This window comes from Caulobacter sp. HMWF025 (assembly GCF_003060965.1).
Taxonomy (GTDB): domain Bacteria; phylum Pseudomonadota; class Alphaproteobacteria; order Caulobacterales; family Caulobacteraceae; genus Caulobacter.
Genome location: NZ_QAII01000062.1, coordinates 7,543 through 25,382, shown reverse-complemented (window position 1 = coordinate 25,382; position 17,840 = coordinate 7,543). Strand labels below are relative to the sequence as shown.

At 68.1% G+C, this 17,840-nt stretch carries 15 protein-coding genes; 7 read left to right on the top strand and 8 right to left on the bottom strand.

Translation table 11 applies throughout. The features are described from left to right. Nucleotides 1-734 precede the first annotated feature (734 nt). The 3 genes from DBR10_RS07825 to DBR10_RS07815 all read right to left on the bottom strand — a co-directional run bounded on the left by DBR10_RS07825 (nucleotide 735) and on the right by DBR10_RS07815 (nucleotide 4,624). Nucleotides 735-2,465, bottom strand: a complete 1,731-nt coding sequence (locus DBR10_RS07825; protein ID WP_108556245.1) for a heparinase II/III family protein — start codon at nucleotides 2,463-2,465, stop codon at nucleotides 735-737. Between the two features lie 9 nt (nucleotides 2,466-2,474). Continuing rightward, entirely contained in the window at nucleotides 2,475-3,137 is a 663-nt protein-coding gene (gene rpe, locus DBR10_RS07820; protein ID WP_108503669.1) for a ribulose-phosphate 3-epimerase, read from the bottom strand. 203 nt (nucleotides 3,138-3,340) lie between these two features. Continuing rightward, entirely contained in the window at nucleotides 3,341-4,624 is a 1,284-nt protein-coding gene (locus DBR10_RS07815; protein WP_108503668.1) for an RsmB/NOP family class I SAM-dependent RNA methyltransferase, read from the bottom strand. Nucleotides 4,625-4,703: 79 nt separating this feature from the next. Between DBR10_RS07815 and DBR10_RS07810 the strand changes: the two genes are divergently transcribed. After that, complete coding sequence (locus DBR10_RS07810; RefSeq protein WP_108503667.1) at nucleotides 4,704-4,907, top strand: DUF1674 domain-containing protein; 204 nt, start codon at nucleotides 4,704-4,706, stop codon at nucleotides 4,905-4,907. 6 nt (nucleotides 4,908-4,913) lie between these two features. Here DBR10_RS07810 and DBR10_RS07805 read toward each other — a convergent pair whose 3' ends face one another. Continuing rightward, nucleotides 4,914-5,849 carry an isopenicillin N synthase family dioxygenase gene (locus tag DBR10_RS07805; RefSeq protein ID WP_108503666.1) on the bottom strand — a complete coding sequence of 312 codons (936 nt, stop codon included), beginning with the start codon at nucleotides 5,847-5,849 and terminating at the stop codon, nucleotides 4,914-4,916. 192 nt (nucleotides 5,850-6,041) lie between these two features. Here DBR10_RS07805 and DBR10_RS07800 point away from each other — a divergent pair, with 192 nt between their 5' ends. Next, nucleotides 6,042-6,713, top strand: a complete 672-nt coding sequence (locus tag DBR10_RS07800; protein ID WP_108488751.1) for an OmpA family protein — start codon at nucleotides 6,042-6,044, stop codon at nucleotides 6,711-6,713. Nucleotides 6,714-6,887: 174 nt separating this feature from the next. Here DBR10_RS07800 and DBR10_RS07795 read toward each other — a convergent pair whose 3' ends face one another. Together DBR10_RS07795 and kefF are read right to left on the bottom strand one after the other, a co-directional pair. Next, nucleotides 6,888-8,789, bottom strand: coding sequence for a monovalent cation:proton antiporter-2 (CPA2) family protein (locus DBR10_RS07795; protein ID WP_108503665.1), 1,902 nt, complete (start codon nucleotides 8,787-8,789; stop codon nucleotides 6,888-6,890). Nucleotides 8,790-8,792: 3 nt separating this feature from the next. Further along, nucleotides 8,793-9,377, bottom strand: a complete 585-nt coding sequence (gene kefF, locus DBR10_RS07790; protein WP_108503664.1) for a glutathione-regulated potassium-efflux system oxidoreductase KefF — start codon at nucleotides 9,375-9,377, stop codon at nucleotides 8,793-8,795. 102 nt (nucleotides 9,378-9,479) lie between these two features. Here kefF and DBR10_RS07785 point away from each other — a divergent pair, with 102 nt between their 5' ends. Together DBR10_RS07785 and DBR10_RS07780 are read left to right on the top strand one after the other, a co-directional pair. Next, the gene (locus DBR10_RS07785; protein WP_108503663.1) at nucleotides 9,480-10,202 is read left to right on the top strand and encodes a CoA transferase subunit A; all 723 of its coding nucleotides are present in this window, start codon (nucleotides 9,480-9,482) and stop codon (nucleotides 10,200-10,202) included. Beyond that, nucleotides 10,202-10,843, top strand: a complete 642-nt coding sequence (locus tag DBR10_RS07780; RefSeq protein WP_108503662.1) for a 3-oxoacid CoA-transferase subunit B — start codon at nucleotides 10,202-10,204, stop codon at nucleotides 10,841-10,843. The genes DBR10_RS07785 and DBR10_RS07780 overlap by 1 nt, the downstream gene beginning before the upstream one ends. A 126-nt stretch (nucleotides 10,844-10,969) precedes the next feature. Here the strand turns inward: DBR10_RS07780 and DBR10_RS07775 are convergent, their stop codons facing one another. Continuing rightward, nucleotides 10,970-12,532 carry an ArnT family glycosyltransferase gene (locus DBR10_RS07775; protein WP_108503661.1) on the bottom strand — a complete coding sequence of 521 codons (1,563 nt, stop codon included), beginning with the start codon at nucleotides 12,530-12,532 and terminating at the stop codon, nucleotides 10,970-10,972. Between the two features lie 192 nt (nucleotides 12,533-12,724). Here DBR10_RS07775 and DBR10_RS07770 point away from each other — a divergent pair, with 192 nt between their 5' ends. The 3 genes from DBR10_RS07770 to aguB all read left to right on the top strand — a co-directional run bounded on the left by DBR10_RS07770 (nucleotide 12,725) and on the right by aguB (nucleotide 17,203). Continuing rightward, nucleotides 12,725-15,181, top strand: coding sequence for a TonB-dependent receptor (locus DBR10_RS07770; protein WP_108503660.1), 2,457 nt, complete (start codon nucleotides 12,725-12,727; stop codon nucleotides 15,179-15,181). Between the two features lie 145 nt (nucleotides 15,182-15,326). Next, nucleotides 15,327-16,328, top strand: a complete 1,002-nt coding sequence (locus DBR10_RS07765; protein ID WP_108503659.1) for an agmatine deiminase family protein — start codon at nucleotides 15,327-15,329, stop codon at nucleotides 16,326-16,328. After that, on the top strand, nucleotides 16,325-17,203 hold the full coding sequence (gene aguB / locus DBR10_RS07760) for an N-carbamoylputrescine amidase (RefSeq protein WP_108490375.1): 879 nt from the start codon (nucleotides 16,325-16,327) through the stop codon (nucleotides 17,201-17,203). The genes DBR10_RS07765 and aguB overlap by 4 nt, the downstream gene beginning before the upstream one ends. 12 nt (nucleotides 17,204-17,215) lie before the next feature. Here the strand turns inward: aguB and DBR10_RS07755 are convergent. Continuing rightward, nucleotides 17,216-17,840: acid phosphatase (locus DBR10_RS07755; protein ID WP_233243321.1), on the bottom strand; the 625-nt coding region annotated here is incomplete at its 5' end.

The window sequence follows — 17,840 nt, the reverse complement described above, 5'->3', positions numbered from 1 at the left end:
TCCCCATACCCTCCCGTCATTCCCGCCACAAGGGCGGGAATGACGGGAGGGTATGGGGATAGGCGGTACGTAATCCCCATCACCCGCCAAACAAACCCCAACCCGATCAAACCCTTACAAAAATCCCCATCGCGCCAATCAAACGCGCTCAGAACCCCCCGCATAATCACCTCACCTCGTCGCGGGGAAGGGCGCTTGGCCAGCGACCGAAGCGGCGGCGGGGGGTGGTCGAGCGGGAAGCTCAACCGATGGCGGGAAGAGCCCTGGGCTCCGGGCCGCCAACCCTGTCGTGTCTGGCGGCGGTCGGCCGTGGATCACAGAAACGACGTCACGGCAGGGGTCGGGCGAGCAGCAGGTGAACCTGGAAGGGTTCACAGTCCGGACCGGGGTCGCGTCCCGGTCCGCCCGCCGGAGGCTTCAAGGCGGCGAGGCCCGAACAGGGCTCGAGCGCCGCACGCTTCCGACAGAACGATCACGCGGAGCGTCTGAACTTCGTCGAAACGGTATTTAAAACCCTTTCTCCGGGCGAGGCCCGGACGCTCCGCAGCCCTTCCCACCACCATCGCAGCGAACGCGCGAGGGAGCGAAGCCGTGTCTTCTCCCTTCCCGTTGGCGTGATGGAGGAAGGGGGCAGGCGGTGATCGGGGCATGTCCGGCTTCAGGTTTCGGACCTGATCTGTGTTTTCACCCGCCCGAGCCGGACTGCGAAGGGTCCATGGGCCGAAGACCGCCCCCTAATGCCCCTCCGCCCGGACCAGTTTCCAGCGGATCTTGGCCCCGACCTCCGGCCGGACCTGGCTCTTCAGCACGATCTGGCCGGCCTTGCGGGCGTGGCCGTGGTCGAAATGGGCCGAGGCGGCGATCTCGACGTCGGCCGCGTCGTTGCGCAGCCACCAGCCGACATTCGAGGGCCCCCGGATCAGCACGCTCTTGCGGTCACGGGCCAGTGAGGCGTTGGCATCGGGGTGCAGGTGGAAGCGCACCGCAAAGGGCAGATAGCGGCGGGGCCCGGCGGCGTCGCCCTGGACCAGCGGCACGAGGCTGTCCTCGCCGCGCAACTCGTCGGCGGCGGCGTCTAGAAACAGCCGGCGGGCATGGGTCAGGCCCAGGCGCTTCCAGCCGTCGTGGGTGATGTCCAGCCACACCCCGCCCTCGGCGTCATGGCGCTTGGCCTCGACCTGGGTGGCGCCGTCGACCAGCCACGGCCCCAGGGCCCGGGCCCGGAAGCCCGACAGCGGCCGCCCGGCCGAGCCGTCGCCGACCGAAACGGTCGAGGCGGCGTCGGACAGCCGGAAGGCCTGGGCCCCCGGCGCTTCCGGGCTCCAGCCGCAGCTGGTGATCAGGCGGTCCTTGCCGCAGACGATCTCGACGGCGGCCGGCTGGGCGCAGGCGGCGCGGCTGAGAGGCCCGGTGGGTGGCGGACCGGTGTCGGCCATGACCTGCAGGCTGCCGCCCTGCATGCGCTGGAAGCCGCTGTGGCGCGCAGTGTCCGGCGGGCGCGGTCCGGCATCATCATGGGCCAGGGCCGCAGCGATCCGGGCCGGCGGCAGGGCCTCGCCGCCGTGGAAGGCGGCCAGATGGCCGTCGGCCAGGGTAAAGAACCGGGTGGCCGAGGACAGCCGGTCGATGGCGCGGGTCACACCTTCCGGCGAGGGGCGGCCGCGCTGGCCGAGGGCATCATCGAGGGTCAACAGGTCGAACAAAAGCTCGACCCCGGCCTCGGGCGAGCGGTTGGCATGGCCGCCGTCGGGGCGGACGATCGCCTCCATGTCGCGTTCGACACGCTTCAGCCCGGCCGTGATCAGCCGATCGCCGACCGGCCCCTCCAGCACGCAGCCGGCGATGGCCACAATGACCGCCCGCTCGAAGGTGCGATCCGGGGCGTCCGAGGCCTTCAGCAGCTGTCTTGCGCCCCGGGCGAGGTCGAGGGCGAGGTCGGCGATTTCAGCGTCCGAGGCGTCCGAGGCCAGGGCCCGGGCGGCGCAGGCCAGGTGAAACACCCGCCGCTCCAGGCATTCGCCGCTCCAGGAAAAGCCGTTCCAGCGGCTGAAGATCCGTCGCCAGTCAGCGATCAGCCGCAGGGCCCGGCGCGTCCCCGGCGGCCCGGCCGCGACCAGCTCGGGCAGCCAGGCGAACCGGTGCAGGGCCACGGCGAAGCGGCGCGAGGGGCTGGGCATGTTGAACGGATCGCCCGCCTCACCCAGACGAAGCGCCGCGTCCTCCAGGGCCAGGACCCCGGCGATGATGCGCCGGCCGCGCTCGGCATCGGCCGGCCGCGGATCATGAGGATGGGCGGCGAGCCCCCGGGGGCGGGGCCAGCTGAGCGCCAGCCGGTGCGGCGGTGCGCCGAACCACTCGCGTTCGACATGGCTGCGGACCTCGGCCCCGATCGCTTGCAACAGGACGCCACCGCGCGGAAGGGCGGGAAGTCCGGGCAGGCCGCGAGCGAAGCGTTCGAGGTCCATCTCGGCCGATCAACCGCCCTTGAGGGCGCGGATATTGCCGGCATAGGCCTCGGGGCCGCCCTTGAACACCGCCGAGCCCGCGACCAGGGCCGTGGCCCCGGCGGCGACGCACTGGGGCGCGGTGGCCGGGGTGACGCCGCCGTCGACCTCGATGATGATGTCGAGGCCGGCCCTGTCGACCATCTTGCGCAGGGCCTCGACCTTGCGCAGCTGGCCGGGAATGAAGCTCTGGCCGCCGAAGCCCGGGTTCACCGACATGACCAGCAGCAGGTCGACATCCTCGAGGATCCATTCGACATGGTCGATGCCGGTCGAGGGATTGAACACCACCCCGGCCTTGGCCCCCAGCTCGCGGATCCGCTTCAGCGAGCGGTGCAGGTGAGGGCCGGCCTCGGGATGGATGCTGATGATGTCGGCCCCGGCGGCGCGGAAGGCCTCCAGATAGGGATCAGCCGGACTGATCATAAGATGGACGTCGAACGGGATGCTGGCATGCGGCCGGATCGCTTTGACGATGTCGGGGCCGAGCGTGATGTTCGGCACGAAGTGGCCGTCCATGACATCGACATGCACCCAGTCGGCGCCGGCCGCTTCAATGGCGGCGACTTCGGCACCCAGCTTGGCAAAGTCTGAGGCGAGAATGGACGGGGCGATCAGGGGAGCGGCGGTCATGCCCTTGGCTTAACCGGGGTCGCGGCGTGGGACAAGGCAGGGCAGTCGGATCGCCATCCCGTTTCAAAACCCCGCTCTCCCCGGCGAAAGCCGGGGTCCAGGTTCCGTCCGGGCGTCTGGGGATGACGCGCCAGGTCTCGGAGCCAGCCAGACTGGCGCTCTGGATTCGATCTGGGTCCCGGCTTTCGCCGGGAGGAGCGGCTTTAGGGGATCCGCACGAACCGGGCCGCGAAGAAGCCGTCCTGGCCGCCTTCGAGGTGATGCGGCAGCAGGCGCAGGGTGCCGCGTGCCGTCAGACTGGCAGCCGGCGCTCCAGCCTCGCCGGGCTGGACCGGATCCAGACGCATGTCCGGGCGGCGCGCCAGGAAGGCCTCGACCTGGGCCTCGCCCTCTTCGGGTTCGAGCGAGCAGACGCAATAGACCAGCCGTCCGCCCGGCGCGGTGCGGTCGGCGGCTGCGTCCAGCAGCCGGGCCTGCACGCCGGCCAGGCTGGCCACGTCGCCGGGGCGGGCCGCCCACAGGACGTCAGGATGCCGGCGGAAGGTGCCGGTGGCTGAGCAGGGCGCGTCCAGCAGCACCGCATCAAAGGTCCGGGTGTCGGCCCAGGTGGCGGCGTCGGCGACCACGACCTCGGCGGTCAGGTCCATGCGCCGGAAATTGTCGGTCAGGCGCTCCAGCCGGGCGGCCGAGCGGTCGACGGCGGTGACGGTTGCCCCGGCCGCAGCCAGCTGCAGCGTCTTGCCGCCGGGCGCGGCGCACAGGTCGACGGCGGTCTGGCCGGGCTTCACGTCCAGCAGGCGGGCCGGGATGGCGGCTGCGGCGTCCTGCACCCACCAGCCGCCCTCCTCGAAGCCCGGCCAGGCGGCGACGTCGCCCTTGCGGGCCAGACGCAGGGTGCCGCCGGGCAGGCTCTCGCCTTCCAGGCGCTCGGCCCAGCTCGCGGCCAGGGCCGGGTCCTTCAGCGACAGGTCGGTGGCCGGTTCGTTGGCGATTTCCGAGGCGACGGCGCGGGCAGTCTCGGGGCCGAAGGCTCCGGTCCAGCGGGCAAAAAGCCAGGGCGGGGCCAGGTGTTCGGGATCGTCCGACGGCGGGCCGTCGCGCAGCAGGCCGCGCAACACGGCATTGACCAGGCCCTTGAACGGCCGGCTGGTCTTGTTGGCCCCGGCCATCTCGACGCTGGTGGCGACCGCAGCGAAGGCGGGGACTTCCAGATAGAAGGCCTGGACGGCACCGAGGCGCAGCAGGTTGCGGACCCGGGGCGGCGGCTCCTTCTGCAGCTTGGCCGACAGGGCCCGGTCGATGGGGCCCAGGCGGCGCAGGGCGGCCATGGCCAGGGCGCGGGCAAAGGCCCGCTCGCGCGGCTCCAGGAACCGGAAGCCGTGGGCCGATGCGGCTTCGTCGAGGCCGCCGCGACGCGACAGGGCCGCGTCGATGAGGGTAAGTGCGGCTTCCCGGGCGGGCAGGCCGTCATTGAGTTCTTGAGTCACCGCCCCGCCGTGCCCTGCGATGGGGCTGAACGCAAGGGGCTTGGATGATCCGTCGCAGGTCTTGTGCTATGCAAGGCGCATGTCCGAGATTGAAAACACCCCGCCGAACGCCGCGCCCGACAAGGTTCTGACCCCCGCCGCCGTGCGGGCCCTGGAGGAGGCCGCCGCGCGCCGGGCCCAGGCCGAGGCTGTGGCCCTGGCCGAGGAAAAGGGCGGCCGCGACGGTCCCGAGCCGACGCGCTACGGCGACTGGGAACGCAAGGGCGTGGCGGTCGACTTCTAGGCCAGGTCAGGCCAGCTTGATCTCGCGCAGCCGCTGCTGAAGGAACTCATCGGCCGTGATCGACTCCGGATAGCGGTCCGGATTGTCCGGCGTGATGCAGCCGGGCAGGGTCCTGATCTCGTAGTCCGACGCAAAATGCAGGAAGAACGGCGTCGAATAGCGCGGGATGTGGCGGCGCTCCGGCGGCGGGTTCTGCACGCGGTGGATCGTCGAGGGCAGGACGTGATTGGTCAGCCGCTCGAGCATGTCGCCGATATTGATCACGATACAGCCGGGCGGCGGGTTGATCGGCAGCCAGTCGCCGTTGCGGTCCAGCAGTTCGAGCCCGCCTTCCTCGGCCCCCATCAGCAGGGTGATGGTGTTGATGTCGCCATGGGCTCCAGCCCGGACGCCCGTCGCGTCGATCGGGATCGGCGGATAGTGCAGCAGGCGCAGCACGCTGTTGCCGTTCTCGATGGTCGGCGCGAAGAAATGGCGGTCCAGCTTCAGATAGGTGGCGATGGCTTCCAGAACCTTGCCGCCCATGCTGTCGAGCGCGTTGTAGAACCAGCTGACATCATGCTTGAAGGCCGGGATTTCGGCCGGCCAGACATTGTCGGCCATGGTGGCACGGAAGCGGTGGCCGGGCGGCAGGTCGCGACCCATGTGCCAGAATTCCTTCAGGTCGTGATGGGTCGCGCCCTTGGCGGTCTCGACCCCGAACGGGATATAGCCGCGGGCCCCGCCCTTGATCCCGGCATACTGCTTCTTGGTGTCGACCGGCAGGGCGAAGAACGCCTTTGCGTCGGCGATCGCCGCGTCGATGCGGTCCTGGTCCATGTCGTATTCCGACAGCACCGCAAAGCCGTAGCGCTCGAACGATGCGCCCAGGGCCTGGGCGAAGCCGGCGAAGTCCTTGTGGTACAGGGTGAACGAGACCGGTTCGATGGCAGAGGTGGACACGGGACGCAGAGCCTCAAAAAGTCAGTCGGGAGATTAGTAAGTCCCGGCTTACTACACCGGGATCGCGTCCGAGCGAAGAGCCGTTCATCGCCGGGTCATGTCGGATGATGGAACTTGACCATGGAACAGGCGTTTGCCTTCTCAACGATCTAGGCGCGTGATCGCGCCACAGTTATACGGAACACGACGGCCATGATGAAGAAGACCGCGATGATCGCCCTGTTGCTGGGCGCCTCGGCCCTGACCGCCTGCACGACGACCGATCCCTACACGGGCATGCCGGTCCGCAACAACACGGGCACCGGCGTGATCAGCGGTGCGGCGGCCGGGGCCCTGCTGGGCTATCTCACCAACACCAATTCGGGCGAGCAAGGCCGCAAGAACGCCCTGATCGGGGCCGGCATCGGGGCCCTGGCCGGCGGTACGGTCGGCAACTACATGGACCGCCAGCAGGCCGACTTCCGCCGCAGCCTGGAAGGCTCGGGCGTGGCCATCCGCCGCAACGGCGATCAGATCGTGCTGGTCATGCCCAGCGACGTGACCTTCGCGGTCGACAAGTCCGAGGTGCAGCCGCAGTTCCTGACGGTGCTCGACGACGTGGCCCGCACCCTGAACGCCTATCCCCAGACCACGATCGACGTGGTCGGCCATGCCGACAGCAGCGGTCCGGACGACTACAACCAGACCCTGTCGGAGCGCCGCGCCAGCTCGGTGGCCAGCTATCTGATCAATTCAGGCCGGGTTCTGGGCGACCGGGTGTTCGTCGCCGGTATGGGCGAGCGCCAGCCGATCGCTGACAACGCCACCGCCGAAGGCCGCAGCCAGAACCGCCGGGTTGAGATCGTTCTGCGTCCGGTGACGTAGCCGGGTTGCAACAGGTGGGGAGAACACTTGCCCCCACCTGACCGCTTCGCGGTCGTCCGCCCCCGTAGGGGGCGGATGAGATCATCTTTCCCCTCCGGGGGAGGAGCGCCCCCCGGGTCGCGCGAAGCGCACGCCCGAGGACAGGCTCCGGCGCGGAGGGGGCAAGTGATCGCCCTACTCCGCCCCTTCCTTCTCGGCCCGTTCGCGCAGTTCCTGTTCCAGGCTGGCGGTGTCCCAGGCCCCGCCGGCATCGCCGGGGCGCAGGCGGGACAGGTCGGCGGCCAGCAGGCGTTCCATGGTCTTGGCCGCATCGCGCGAGGCCAGGATATAGGCCTCCTCCTGCCCCCACATGGGCCGCAGCTCCTCGAAGCTGCGGCGGTCGTGACGGCGGAAGAATGAGGCCGCGCGGTGGGCCCGGTGGGCCCGGAAACCCAGCTTCTGCAGGGCGGTGGTGCCCAGCGACAGCGCCGATTCGAAGGTTTCGCGCTCGACCGCATCGGCCCCGTTGGCCAGCAGGTCATAGGCGTGGCGGCGGTCCCAGGCCCGGGCCAGAATCACCAGGTCAGGAAAGGCCTTGCGGGCCGTCTCGACCAGTTCGACGGTCTTTTCGCGGTCGTCCAGGGCCACGATCAGCATCCGGGCCCGCTCGATGCCGGCGGCGCGCAGGAGATCCATGCGGGTGGCGTCACCATAGTGCACCCGACGTCCGAAGCGGCGCAGCAGGTCGATCTGCTCGATATCGCTGTCCAGCACCGTCGAGCGGAAGCCGTTGGCGGTCAGCAGGCGGCCGGTGATCTGACCAAAGCGGCCGAAGCCGGCGATGATGATATCCGGCTCGCCTTCGTCGAAAGCCCCGGTGTCGGGGGTCACATCCGGTACGGCGGCATCAAGGGCGGCAGCGATCCGCTCGTAAAGCATCATGGCCAGAGGGGTGAGGGCCATGGAGACGGCGACGGCGGCGGTCAGCAGGGCCGCGAGCGGGGCCCCGATCACCCCGGCCCCGACCGTGAAGGTCAGCAGCACGAAGGCAAACTCCCCGCCCTGGGCCAGGGCGGTGGCGACGGCGGCGGCTCCCCGCATGGGCGCGCCGAACAGCCGGGCCAGACCCAGCATGACCAGGAACTTCAGGGTCATCAGGCCCAGCACCAGGCCGAGCAGGGTCAGGGGCTTGTGTGCGATCAGCGGCAGGTCGACGCCGGCCCCGACCGTGATGAAGAACAGGCCCAGCAGCAGGCCCCGGAACGGCTCGATGTCGGTCTCCAGCTCGCGCCGGAATTCGCTTTCGGCCAGCACCACCCCGGCCAGGAAGGCCCCGAGGGCGGGCGACAGGCCGACCATCTGCATCAGGCTGGCCACGCCGACCACGATCAGCAGGGCCGCGGCCGTGAAGATCTCGCGCAGCCGGCTTTCGGCAATGAACCGGAACAGGGGGCGGACCAGATATCGGCCGCCGCCGACCACGGCCGCCACGGCGGCGAAGACCGACGCGATCTGGGCCCAGATCGGCAGATGGGTCATCAGGCTGGCGCCATGGCCCCCGGCCTCGCCGGCGGTGGTCGGGGCCACCGTAGCCAGCAGGGGCAGCAGGGCAAACAGCGGGATCACCGCCAGGTCCTGCAACAGCAGCACGCCGAAGGCGGCGCGGCCGACCGGTCCCTGCCTCAGGCCCTTCTCGTCGAGGGTCTGCAGGACGATGGCGGTGGACGACATGGCCAGCACCAGACCGACGGCGAGCGCGGTCTGCCAAGGCAGGCCCAGCACGACCGCCACCCCGGCCACCGCCAGGGCGGTGACCACCACCTGGGCCCCGCCGAAGCCGAAGATGGTCCGCCGCATCTCCCAGAGGGTCGAGGGCTGCACCTCCAGCCCGATCAGGAACAGCAGGATCACCACGCCGAACTCGGCGAACTTCATGACGTCGCCCTCGGCCCCGACCAGGGACAGGGCGTGGGGGCCGATCAGTACCCCGGCGATCAGGTAGCCCAGCACCGAGCCGAGGCCCAGGCGCTTGGCGATCGGCACCGAGATCACGGCGGCCCCGAGATAGAAGACGGTCTGGATCAGGAAGGAGTCCATGGTTCAGACCTCCGTTTCGGCGGGCAGCAGCGAGCCGATCCGGGCCCGGTAGCGCTCGGCCTCGGCCTTGAGCGCCGCATCGTCCTTGACCGCCGCGCCATGCACCACGAACGGCGTCTCCCAGACCATGCCGCACAGGTGGGCCGTCTGTTCGAGCGGGCGGAGGAACTCGTCCATGGTGAAGCGGTTGTAGCCGTGGGCGTGATAGGCCTTGGCCCCGGCTCCGGTGGTGCAGGCCACGAACAGGCGCTTGCCCTGCAGGGCCTCACCGCCCGGGCCATAGGCAAAGCCGTGCAGCCAGACCAGATCCAGCCACTCCTTCAGCAGGGCCGGGGTCGAATACCAGTAGAGCGGAAACTGCAGGGCGATCACGTCGTGGGCGACCAGGGCGGCCTGCTCGGTCTCGATGTCGATCGCGAAGTCCGGATAGGTCTCATAGAGATCGCGGAAGGTGACGCCCGACAGGCCCTTGGCTGCTTTGGCCAGGGCCCGGTTGGCGCGGGAACGCTCAAGGGCGGGATGGGCCAGGACCAGCAGCACGCCGGAGGTGGCGGGCGCGGCGGCACCGGTGTTAGGAAGGGTGGTCAAGCCCGCTCTCCAAGCATCGAAAATTTATTCATCAAGGGTTGAATTTCGGCGTTCGCCGGGCGAGAGGTCTCGCCGGAAGCGTCACCCCGACACGGAGGACCCATGGTCGACAAGCTGAGCAAGGATGCAGTCGAAGCCCTGTCGGGGCTGCTGTTCGACGGCATGACCATCATGGCCGGGGGCTTCGGGCTCTGCGGCATTCCGGAAAACCTGATCGCGGCGATCCGCGAGACGGGGGTGAAGGACCTCACGGTCGTCTCCAACAATTGCGGTGTCGATGGCTTTGGCTTGGGCATCCTGCTGGAGAACCGCCAGATCAAGAAGATGATCAGCTCCTATGTGGGGGAGAACAAGCTGTTCGAACAGCTCTACCTGAGTGGCGAGCTGGAACTGGAGTTCAATCCTCAGGGCACGCTGGCTGAACGCATCCGGGCCGGTGGCGCAGGCATCCCGGCCTTCTTTACCCGCACCGGGGTCGGCACCCTGGTCGCCGAGGGCAAGGAAGTGCGTGAGTTTGACGGCGAACTCTATGTGATGGAGCGGGGCCTGGTCGCCGACCTGGCCATCGTCAAGGCCTGGAAGGCTGACGCCGAGGGCAACCTGATCTATCGAAAGACCGCCCGGAACTTCAATCCGATGATGGCCACGGCCGGCAAGGCCACGGTCGCCGAGGTCGAGGAGGTCGTCGCCATCGGCGCACTCGACAAGGACAACATCCACACCCCCGGCATCTATGTCGACCGCGTGCTGAAGGGGGCCAAGTTCGAAAAGCGCATCGAGCGGGTCACCACCCGTCCGCGCGAGACCGCCAAGGAGCAAGCCTGATGGCCTGGACCCGCGATGACGTCGCCGCCCGCGCGGCCCGGGAGCTGCAGGACGGCTTCTATGTCAACCTCGGCATCGGCATTCCGACCCTGGTGGCCAATCATATCCCCGAGGGCATGCACGTGACGCTGCAGAGTGAGAACGGCATGCTGGGCATGGGCCCCTTCCCCTATGAGGGCGAGGAAGACGCCGACCTGATCAATGCCGGCAAGCAGACCATCACCGAACTGGACAGCAGCTCCTATTTCTCCAGCGCCGACAGCTTCGCCATGATCCGCGGCGGCCATATCGCCCTGTCGATCCTGGGCGGCATGCAGGTCTCGGAAAAGGGTGACCTCGCCAACTGGATGGTGCCCGGCAAGATGGTCAAGGGCATGGGCGGGGCCATGGACCTGGTCGCCGGCGTCAAGCGCGTGGTGGTCGTGATGGACCACTGCGAGAAGTCCGGCGCGCCCAAGCTACTGAAGGCCTGTTCCCTGCCGCTGACCGGCGCGGGCGTGGTGGATCTGCTGATCACCGAGCTCGGCGTGTTCGAGATCAACCGCGGCAAGACCCCGGTCCGGCTTGTCGAACTGGCTCCCGGCGTGACCGTCGACGAGATCACCGCCAAGACCGAGGCGGCGTTCGAGGTGGCTCTCTAAACCTGTCATGCCCCGGCCCGCGAGCCGGGTGCGAAGCGCGCAGACCCGGAACAGCCGTAAGCCCTGAGCCTGTTGCGGTCCCGGGTCTGCCCCCGGCGTTCGCCGGAGTGCGCCCGGATGACAGACCTATTTGCCCTTCGGCTTGGGCGGCAGGCCGGTCACCGGATCGCGCGGCACAGGCTGGAAGCCTTCGGCCACGAACAGGTCCGTGCGGCGGACCTGCTTGCGGTCGAGGCGGACGCGGACGATCTCGAGGCCCGAGGTGCGGGCGAAATCCTGCTCGATCTCGGCGCGGTAAACCCCCTCGAGGCTGGCGATCAGGGTCCGCCGGCCCAGGGCCGCATCCAGCGGCGCCTCGGTCTCGGCCTGGTTCTGCGGCCGGGCTTCATGCACCCACATCTTCAGCGGCGGCGCGCCGTTCTGGCCGAAATAGTCGCGGCCGTAATAGGCGGCGATGTTGAACAGGAAGCGGTCGTCCATGGCCACGGCGGTCAGGCCGCCCCGAAGCTGCTCCTCCTGCGCCCGCTTGATGATGGCCTGGACGCCTGACTCCCAGCCGCGCACGCGCTTGAAGCTGTTGGCAACCCCGATCGAGTCTGCGACTCGGGGATTGACCATGCACAGCATGAACACCGCCGCGAACACCGCCTGCAGGGTGATGGCGGCGATCAGCCAGCGGCGGGCCTGCCAGCGCACCAGCCAGGCGGCTGCCAGGATCGCGCCGGCCACATAGGACACGCCGGCCCAGTTGGCATTGGCGCGCGAGACGAAGGCCTGGGCGCTGACCGTCAGCAGGGGCGGCAGGACCAGGCACAGCAGCACCATGTCGGCGGGCAGCAGGCGACGGCGGACCGACAGGACGATCGTGCCGCCGGCCAGGACGGCGAAGGGGATCGGGCCAAATACCCCGAACTGCGAGCCGACAAATTCAATCAGCTCACGGACGTTGAACAGCGACCGGGCGTTCCAGTTGGCATTGGCGGCAGTGTGCTCCACGGTGGCGAAGTGGTGGCTGAGGTTCCAGAGGACGTTCGGCGCGAACACCACGACGAAGGCGGCGACGGCCGCCAGGACGGCGGCGGGCGTCCAGCTGCGTCGGGCGGCGGGCGAGGCGGCCAGGTGGGCGGCCAGTCCGGCGAGGACATAAACCGCAGCATATTTCGACAGGAAGGCCGCGCCGAGGGCCGCGCCCAGTCCGGCGGCGGTCAGGATGCGAGCTCGCCCGACCCTGTCCGGCAGCGTCACATAGGCCCAGATCGTCAGCGAGAGGAAAAACAGCAGCGGTGCGTCGGTGGTGATCACGCCGGACGACAGCTGAATGCCCGGCATCAGGGCGTACAGGGCGCAGGCGGCCAGGGCCGTCGGAGAGTCATAGAGACGGCGGGCGACCTGGAACAGGATGAGCGCCGTCCCCGCATGCAGGGTCAGGGCCGAGACTCGCACCCAGGCCTCGGCATTGCCGCCGATGCTGGTCGTGGCCCAGATCAGCCAGGCGATCATGGGTGGCTTTGAAAAATAGCCGAAATCCAGGCTGCGCGACCACAGCCAGTACTGGGCCTCGTCCGGATACAGCTCGAACGGCGTAACAAAGAGCGCGACGAGGCGCAGGATCGTCAGCACGCCGACCACCGTAAGGGCGCGACGCCACGTGCGGTCCTGCGGGCTCGGGGAATTTTCGGTCAGGGTCATGACCTTTCCTTAGCCAAGTAAGGGAAAACTGACCAATTCTTCTGCATGCCCCCGGATTTGTGACACTTTCGGGGCGGGCGTGGCCTTTGCGTCACCAAACCGTCGAACAACTGAGTTAAACCCCGCGCCAAAGACGCGAATGGTTTTGCCGGTTCGGGCGGCTTTTCTGCAAACTACAGGGGATATCCAACAATGAAGACGATGAAATTCGCCTGCCTCGCCTCGACGGCGCTGGTCGGCTGCCTGCTGAGCGCCACGGCGGCTTTCGCCCAGTCGACGGCCTCGCAGGCCAACGAAGTTGAAGGTGTGGTCGTCACCGCCACGACCGGCCCGAGGGCCGTCGCCGGCCTGGTCGCCGAGACAGCCCCCAAGTCGAAGTCGACGATCACCCAGGAATACATCGACAAGCAACAGGCTGGTCAGACCATCCTGGACACCCTGAACCTGACGCCGGGCCTCAGCTTCACCAACACTGACCCGTACGGCTCGTCGGGCGGCAACGTGCGCCTGCGCGGCTTCGACGGTAACCGCATCTCGCTGACCTTCGACGGCATTCCGCTGAACGACACCGGCAACTATGCGATCTTCACCAACCAGCAGCTGGACGGCGAACTGATCAGCCGCGCCTCGGTCAACATGGGCACGACCGACGTCGACAGCCCGACCGCCTCGGCCGTCGGCGGCACGATCAACTACGTCACCGCCGTTCCCGGCAACGAGTTCGGCGGCATGGCCCGCGCCTCGTTCGGCAGCGACAGCTATTTCCGCGCCTTCGCCAAGGTTGAAACCGGCGAGTTCGGGCCCTGGAACACCAAGGCCTGGTTCGCTGCCTCGACCCAGAACTACGACAAGTTCAAGGGCAAGGGCTCGCTCGAGAAGCAGCAGTACAATGCCCGCTTCTATCAGAGCCTGGGCAATGGCGACTTCGCCAGCCTGGCCTTCCACTACAACGAGAACCGCAACAACAACTACCGCGCCATGACCCTGGCGGAGTTCCGCGCCTTCGGTCGCGAGCTGGACTTCTCCGACACCTGCACCAACCGCGTGCTGAGCACCTCGGCCCGGACCATCACCGAGACGGCGCCGGTCATCCCCGGCAACTGCTCGGACTTCTACGGCCGCCAGGTCAACCCGTCGAACACCGGCAACATCCGCGGCCAGTTCCTGTACCACATCAAGGAAAACCTGCGCTTCACGTTTGATCCGTCGTTCCAGTACGTGCTGGCCGACGGCGGTAGCCAGTTGGGCACCATCAGCGAGACCGACGGTCGCGTTAAGGGCACCTCGGCGAACGGCAAGGACCTGAACGGCGACGGCGATACTTCTGACACGGTGGCCTTCTTCACCCCGTCGGTGACCAATACCCGCCGCTACGGCCTGACCTCGTCGCTGATCTGGGACATCAATGACACCCAGCGCGTTCGCGTCGGTTATACGGGCGACTTCGGTCGTCACCGCCAGACCGGTGAATTCACCAGCCTGAAGGCTGACGGCACGACCACCAACGTGTTCGGCGGCAAGGACGGCAACGGCCAGAAGGTCTTCGGTTCGGACGGCAGCTTCCTGCGCAACCGCGACCGTTTCTCGATCGCCAACCTGAACCAGATCTCGGTCGAATATCGCGGCGAGTTCCTGGAAGACAAGCTGACGGTCGTCGCCGGCGTCCGTGCGCCGTTCTTCAAGCGCGAACTGAACCAGTACTGCTACTCGCAGGACGGTTCGAGCAACGTGCGCTGCACCACCGAAGCCCCGACCGCCACCCTGGCCAACGGCAACGTGACCTTCGGGACGTCCACGACCCAGTTCATCAAGCCCTACTCGACTGAGAAGAAGTACGACGCCGTTCTGCCGAACATCGGCGTCAACTATGAGCTGGCCAAGAGCCACTATGTCTATGCCAGCTATGCTGAAGGCCTGTCGGCTCCGCGTACGGACAGCCTCTACACCGTCAAGCGCCTGGCCGATAACTCGGTCGCCAATCCGGGCGTGCAGCCGGAAACCACCAAGGCCGTCGACGTCGGCTACCGCTTCCAGACCCCGGACGTCGCCGCCCAGGTGGCCCTGTGGGCCAACCAGTTCGAGAACCGCATCGTCACCGCCTTTGACGAAGAGCTGGGCGTCTCGGTCGACCGCAACGTCGGCGATGCCAAGGGCTACGGCCTCGACGCCCAGGTGTCGTGGAACCTGGAAGAGTATCTGAGCGTCTTCGGTTCGTTCTCGTACAACCACAGCACCCTGAAGAGCGACCTGCGCCTGAACGCGGCCGGTGACCGACTGCCGACCGGTGGCAAGCGCTTCGTTGAAACGCCGGAATACACCTTCGGCGGTGGCTTCGACTGGAACATCATCGAGGCCCTGCGCCTGTCGATGGACCTGAAGTACACCGGCGAGCGCTTCTCGACCGACGTCAACGACGAGAAGGTTTCCTCGTACACCCTGGTCAATGCCAGCCTGCGCTACGACCTGCCGGTCGGCGGCAAGGGCACCTATGTCCAGGCCAACGTGAAGAACCTGTTCGACGAAACCTACTTCGGCAACATCAGCTCGCGCAGCAACGCTGTGGCCCTGACCGGTTCGTCGGCGTCCTCGCCGACCTACGCGATCGGCTTCCCGCGGACCTATCAGGTCACGCTGACCACGAAGTTCTAAGCGTCCGTTTTTCGAAACGAACGGAAGGGCGGCCCCGCAACGGGCCGCCCTTTTTGTTTTGTCGCAGGCTTTTGCTAGAACCCTCGCTTGACCCCCGGTTCGCCAGGGGCCATTTGCGCCTCCCGTTTTGATCCAGGCTCCGACCATGACCCCGACCGTTCCCGCTGAGTGGGCACCGCATCGCGCCATGTGGCTGGGTTTTCCCAGCCATGCCGAGCTGTGGCAGGAAGATCTTGAACAGGCCCAGGGCGAGGTGGCGGCCCTGGCCCGCGCCCTGGCCGGTCCCGGCGGCGAGCGCGTCCGCCTGATGGTGGTCGGCGACGAGGCCGAGGCGGCGGCCCGCGCCCTGCTGTCCGACACCACGGTCGAATATGTCCGCGGCCAGTTCGGCGACATCTGGTTGCGCGATACCGGGCCGATCTTCGTCGAGACCGCGCGTGGGCCGTTCGCCGCCGGCTTCCGCTTCAACGGCTGGGGCGGCAAGTACGACCTCGAGGGCGATGACATCGTCGCCGAGCAGATCGCCGCCGCCTCGGGCGTCGAACTGCGTCGCAACGGCTTCGTGCTTGAGGGCGGGGCCCTGGACCATGACGGTCTGGGCACCCTGCTGACGACCCGCCAGTGCCTGCTCAACCCCAACCGCAACGGCGACTGGACCGAGGCGGCGGCCTCGACGGCGCTGGCCGAGGCCCTCGGGGCCAGGAAGGTGCTGTGGCTGGGCGACGGCCTGCTGAATGACCATACCGACGGCCATGTCGACAATCTGGCCCGCTTCGTCGCCCCGGGTGTCGTGGCCTGCCCGATGGCGTTCGGGGCCGATGATCCCAATGCCGAGGTCTATGCCGAGACGGCCCGCACCCTGGCCGGCATGACCGACAGCCGCGGCTCGCCCCTGCAGGTGGTCCGTATCCCGTCGCCCGGCAAGATCCTCGACGAGGACGGCGAGATCATCCCCGCCTCGCACATGAATTTCCTGATCGCCAACGAGGCGGTCATCGTGCCGATCTATGCTGAAGAGTCCGGGGCCTTCGCCGTCGAGGTGATCAGCGGCCTGTTCCCCGAACGCCAGGTGATCGGCCTGCCGTCGACCGCGATCCTGACGGGTGGCGGCTCGTTCCACTGCATCAGCCAGCAGGAGCCCGCATGACCCGGACCCTGAACGTCGCTGCGATCCAGACCGCGTACGGCATGGATCTGCAGGCCAATATCAAGAAGACTGAAGCCTTCATCCGGCAGGCCGCCGCCGGCGGAGCCCAGGTCATCCTGCCCTCCGAGCTGTTCCAGGGGCCCTATTTCTGCGTCGCCCAGGAAGAGCGCTGGTTTGCGGAAGCCCATCCGTGGCGCGAGCATCCGGTGGTCAAGGCCATCGCGCCCCTGGCCGGTGAGCTGGGCGTGGTCATCCCGATCTCGATTTTCGAGAAGGAAGGCCCGCACTATTTCAACAGCCTGGTGATGGCCGACGCCGACGGCAGCCTGTTGGGCGTCTATCGCAAGAGCCATATCCCTGACGGCCCGGGCTATATGGAGAAGTACTATTTCCGGCCCGGCGACACCGGCTTCCGGGTCTGGGACACCCGCTTTGGACGTCTGGGGGTCGGTATCTGCTGGGACCAGTGGTACCCCGAATGCGCCCGGGCCATGGCCCTGATGGGGGCCGAGGCCCTGTTCTATCCGACCGCCATCGGCAGCGAGCCGCATGATGCCAGCCTCGACACGGCCCTGCCGTGGCGGCGGGCCATGCAGGGCCATGCGGTCAGCAACGTGATCCCGGTGATCGGGGCCAACCGCATCGGCTTTGAGCCCTGGGACGGCTATCCCAACGGCGGACAGCAGTTCTACGGCTCCAGCTTCATCGCCAACCATCGCGGCGATCTGGTCAGCGAGCTGGGCCGCGACGACGAAGGCCTGGTGGCGGCGAGCTTCGATCTCGACTTCCTGCAGACCCACCGGGCGGCCTGGGGCTTCTTCCGCGACCGCCGGCCCGAGCTCTATACCGCCCTGGCCAGCCCAAGGCCGGCCTGAGCGGAGCGCTCCCTATTGAGCGCACCCGGCCGGCGGCCCGCTGGCTCGCGAGGCGGCGACTTCGGCGCGGGCCGTCTCCAGGTCGGCCCGGAAGGCCGGGTCTGACTGCAGGCGCGAGACCAGAACCGAGCCCAGATAGCGGCCGGCCTCGACATCGCTCGGGAAGTGCACCCCGCAGATCACCCGGCTGTCGCCGAACGCGCGGCCACGGGCCAGGACCTGGCTGGCCTGCTGCGGGGCGGCATCCGCGATCACCAGCGCCCAGGACCAGCCGATCAGGCTGTGGCCCGAGGGGTAGGACCCGTCGGTCTGGATCCAGGACTCGCGTGGCACACAGATGGGCTGGCTGTTGCCGACGGGCGGGCGTGGCCGCTGGTACTGCGCCTTGGCGGGCCGGTAGAGCAGGGCCGCGTCGCTGGTCATCCGCATTAGCAGGCGGGCCAGGGTCGGGGTGGCGTCCGGGCTGATCGTGACGCCGGCGGCGCAGGAAAAGCTCTTCAGTCCCTCACGCCCCGACAGGTCGGCGTCGGCGATGGCCCGGGTCCAGGCCGGCGTGTTCACCAGCTTGCGGGTCTGTCGAAAGGTCTCGTGATCGGACTTGTCGCGGGCTGATCCCGCTGCCGGCGGTGGGCCGATG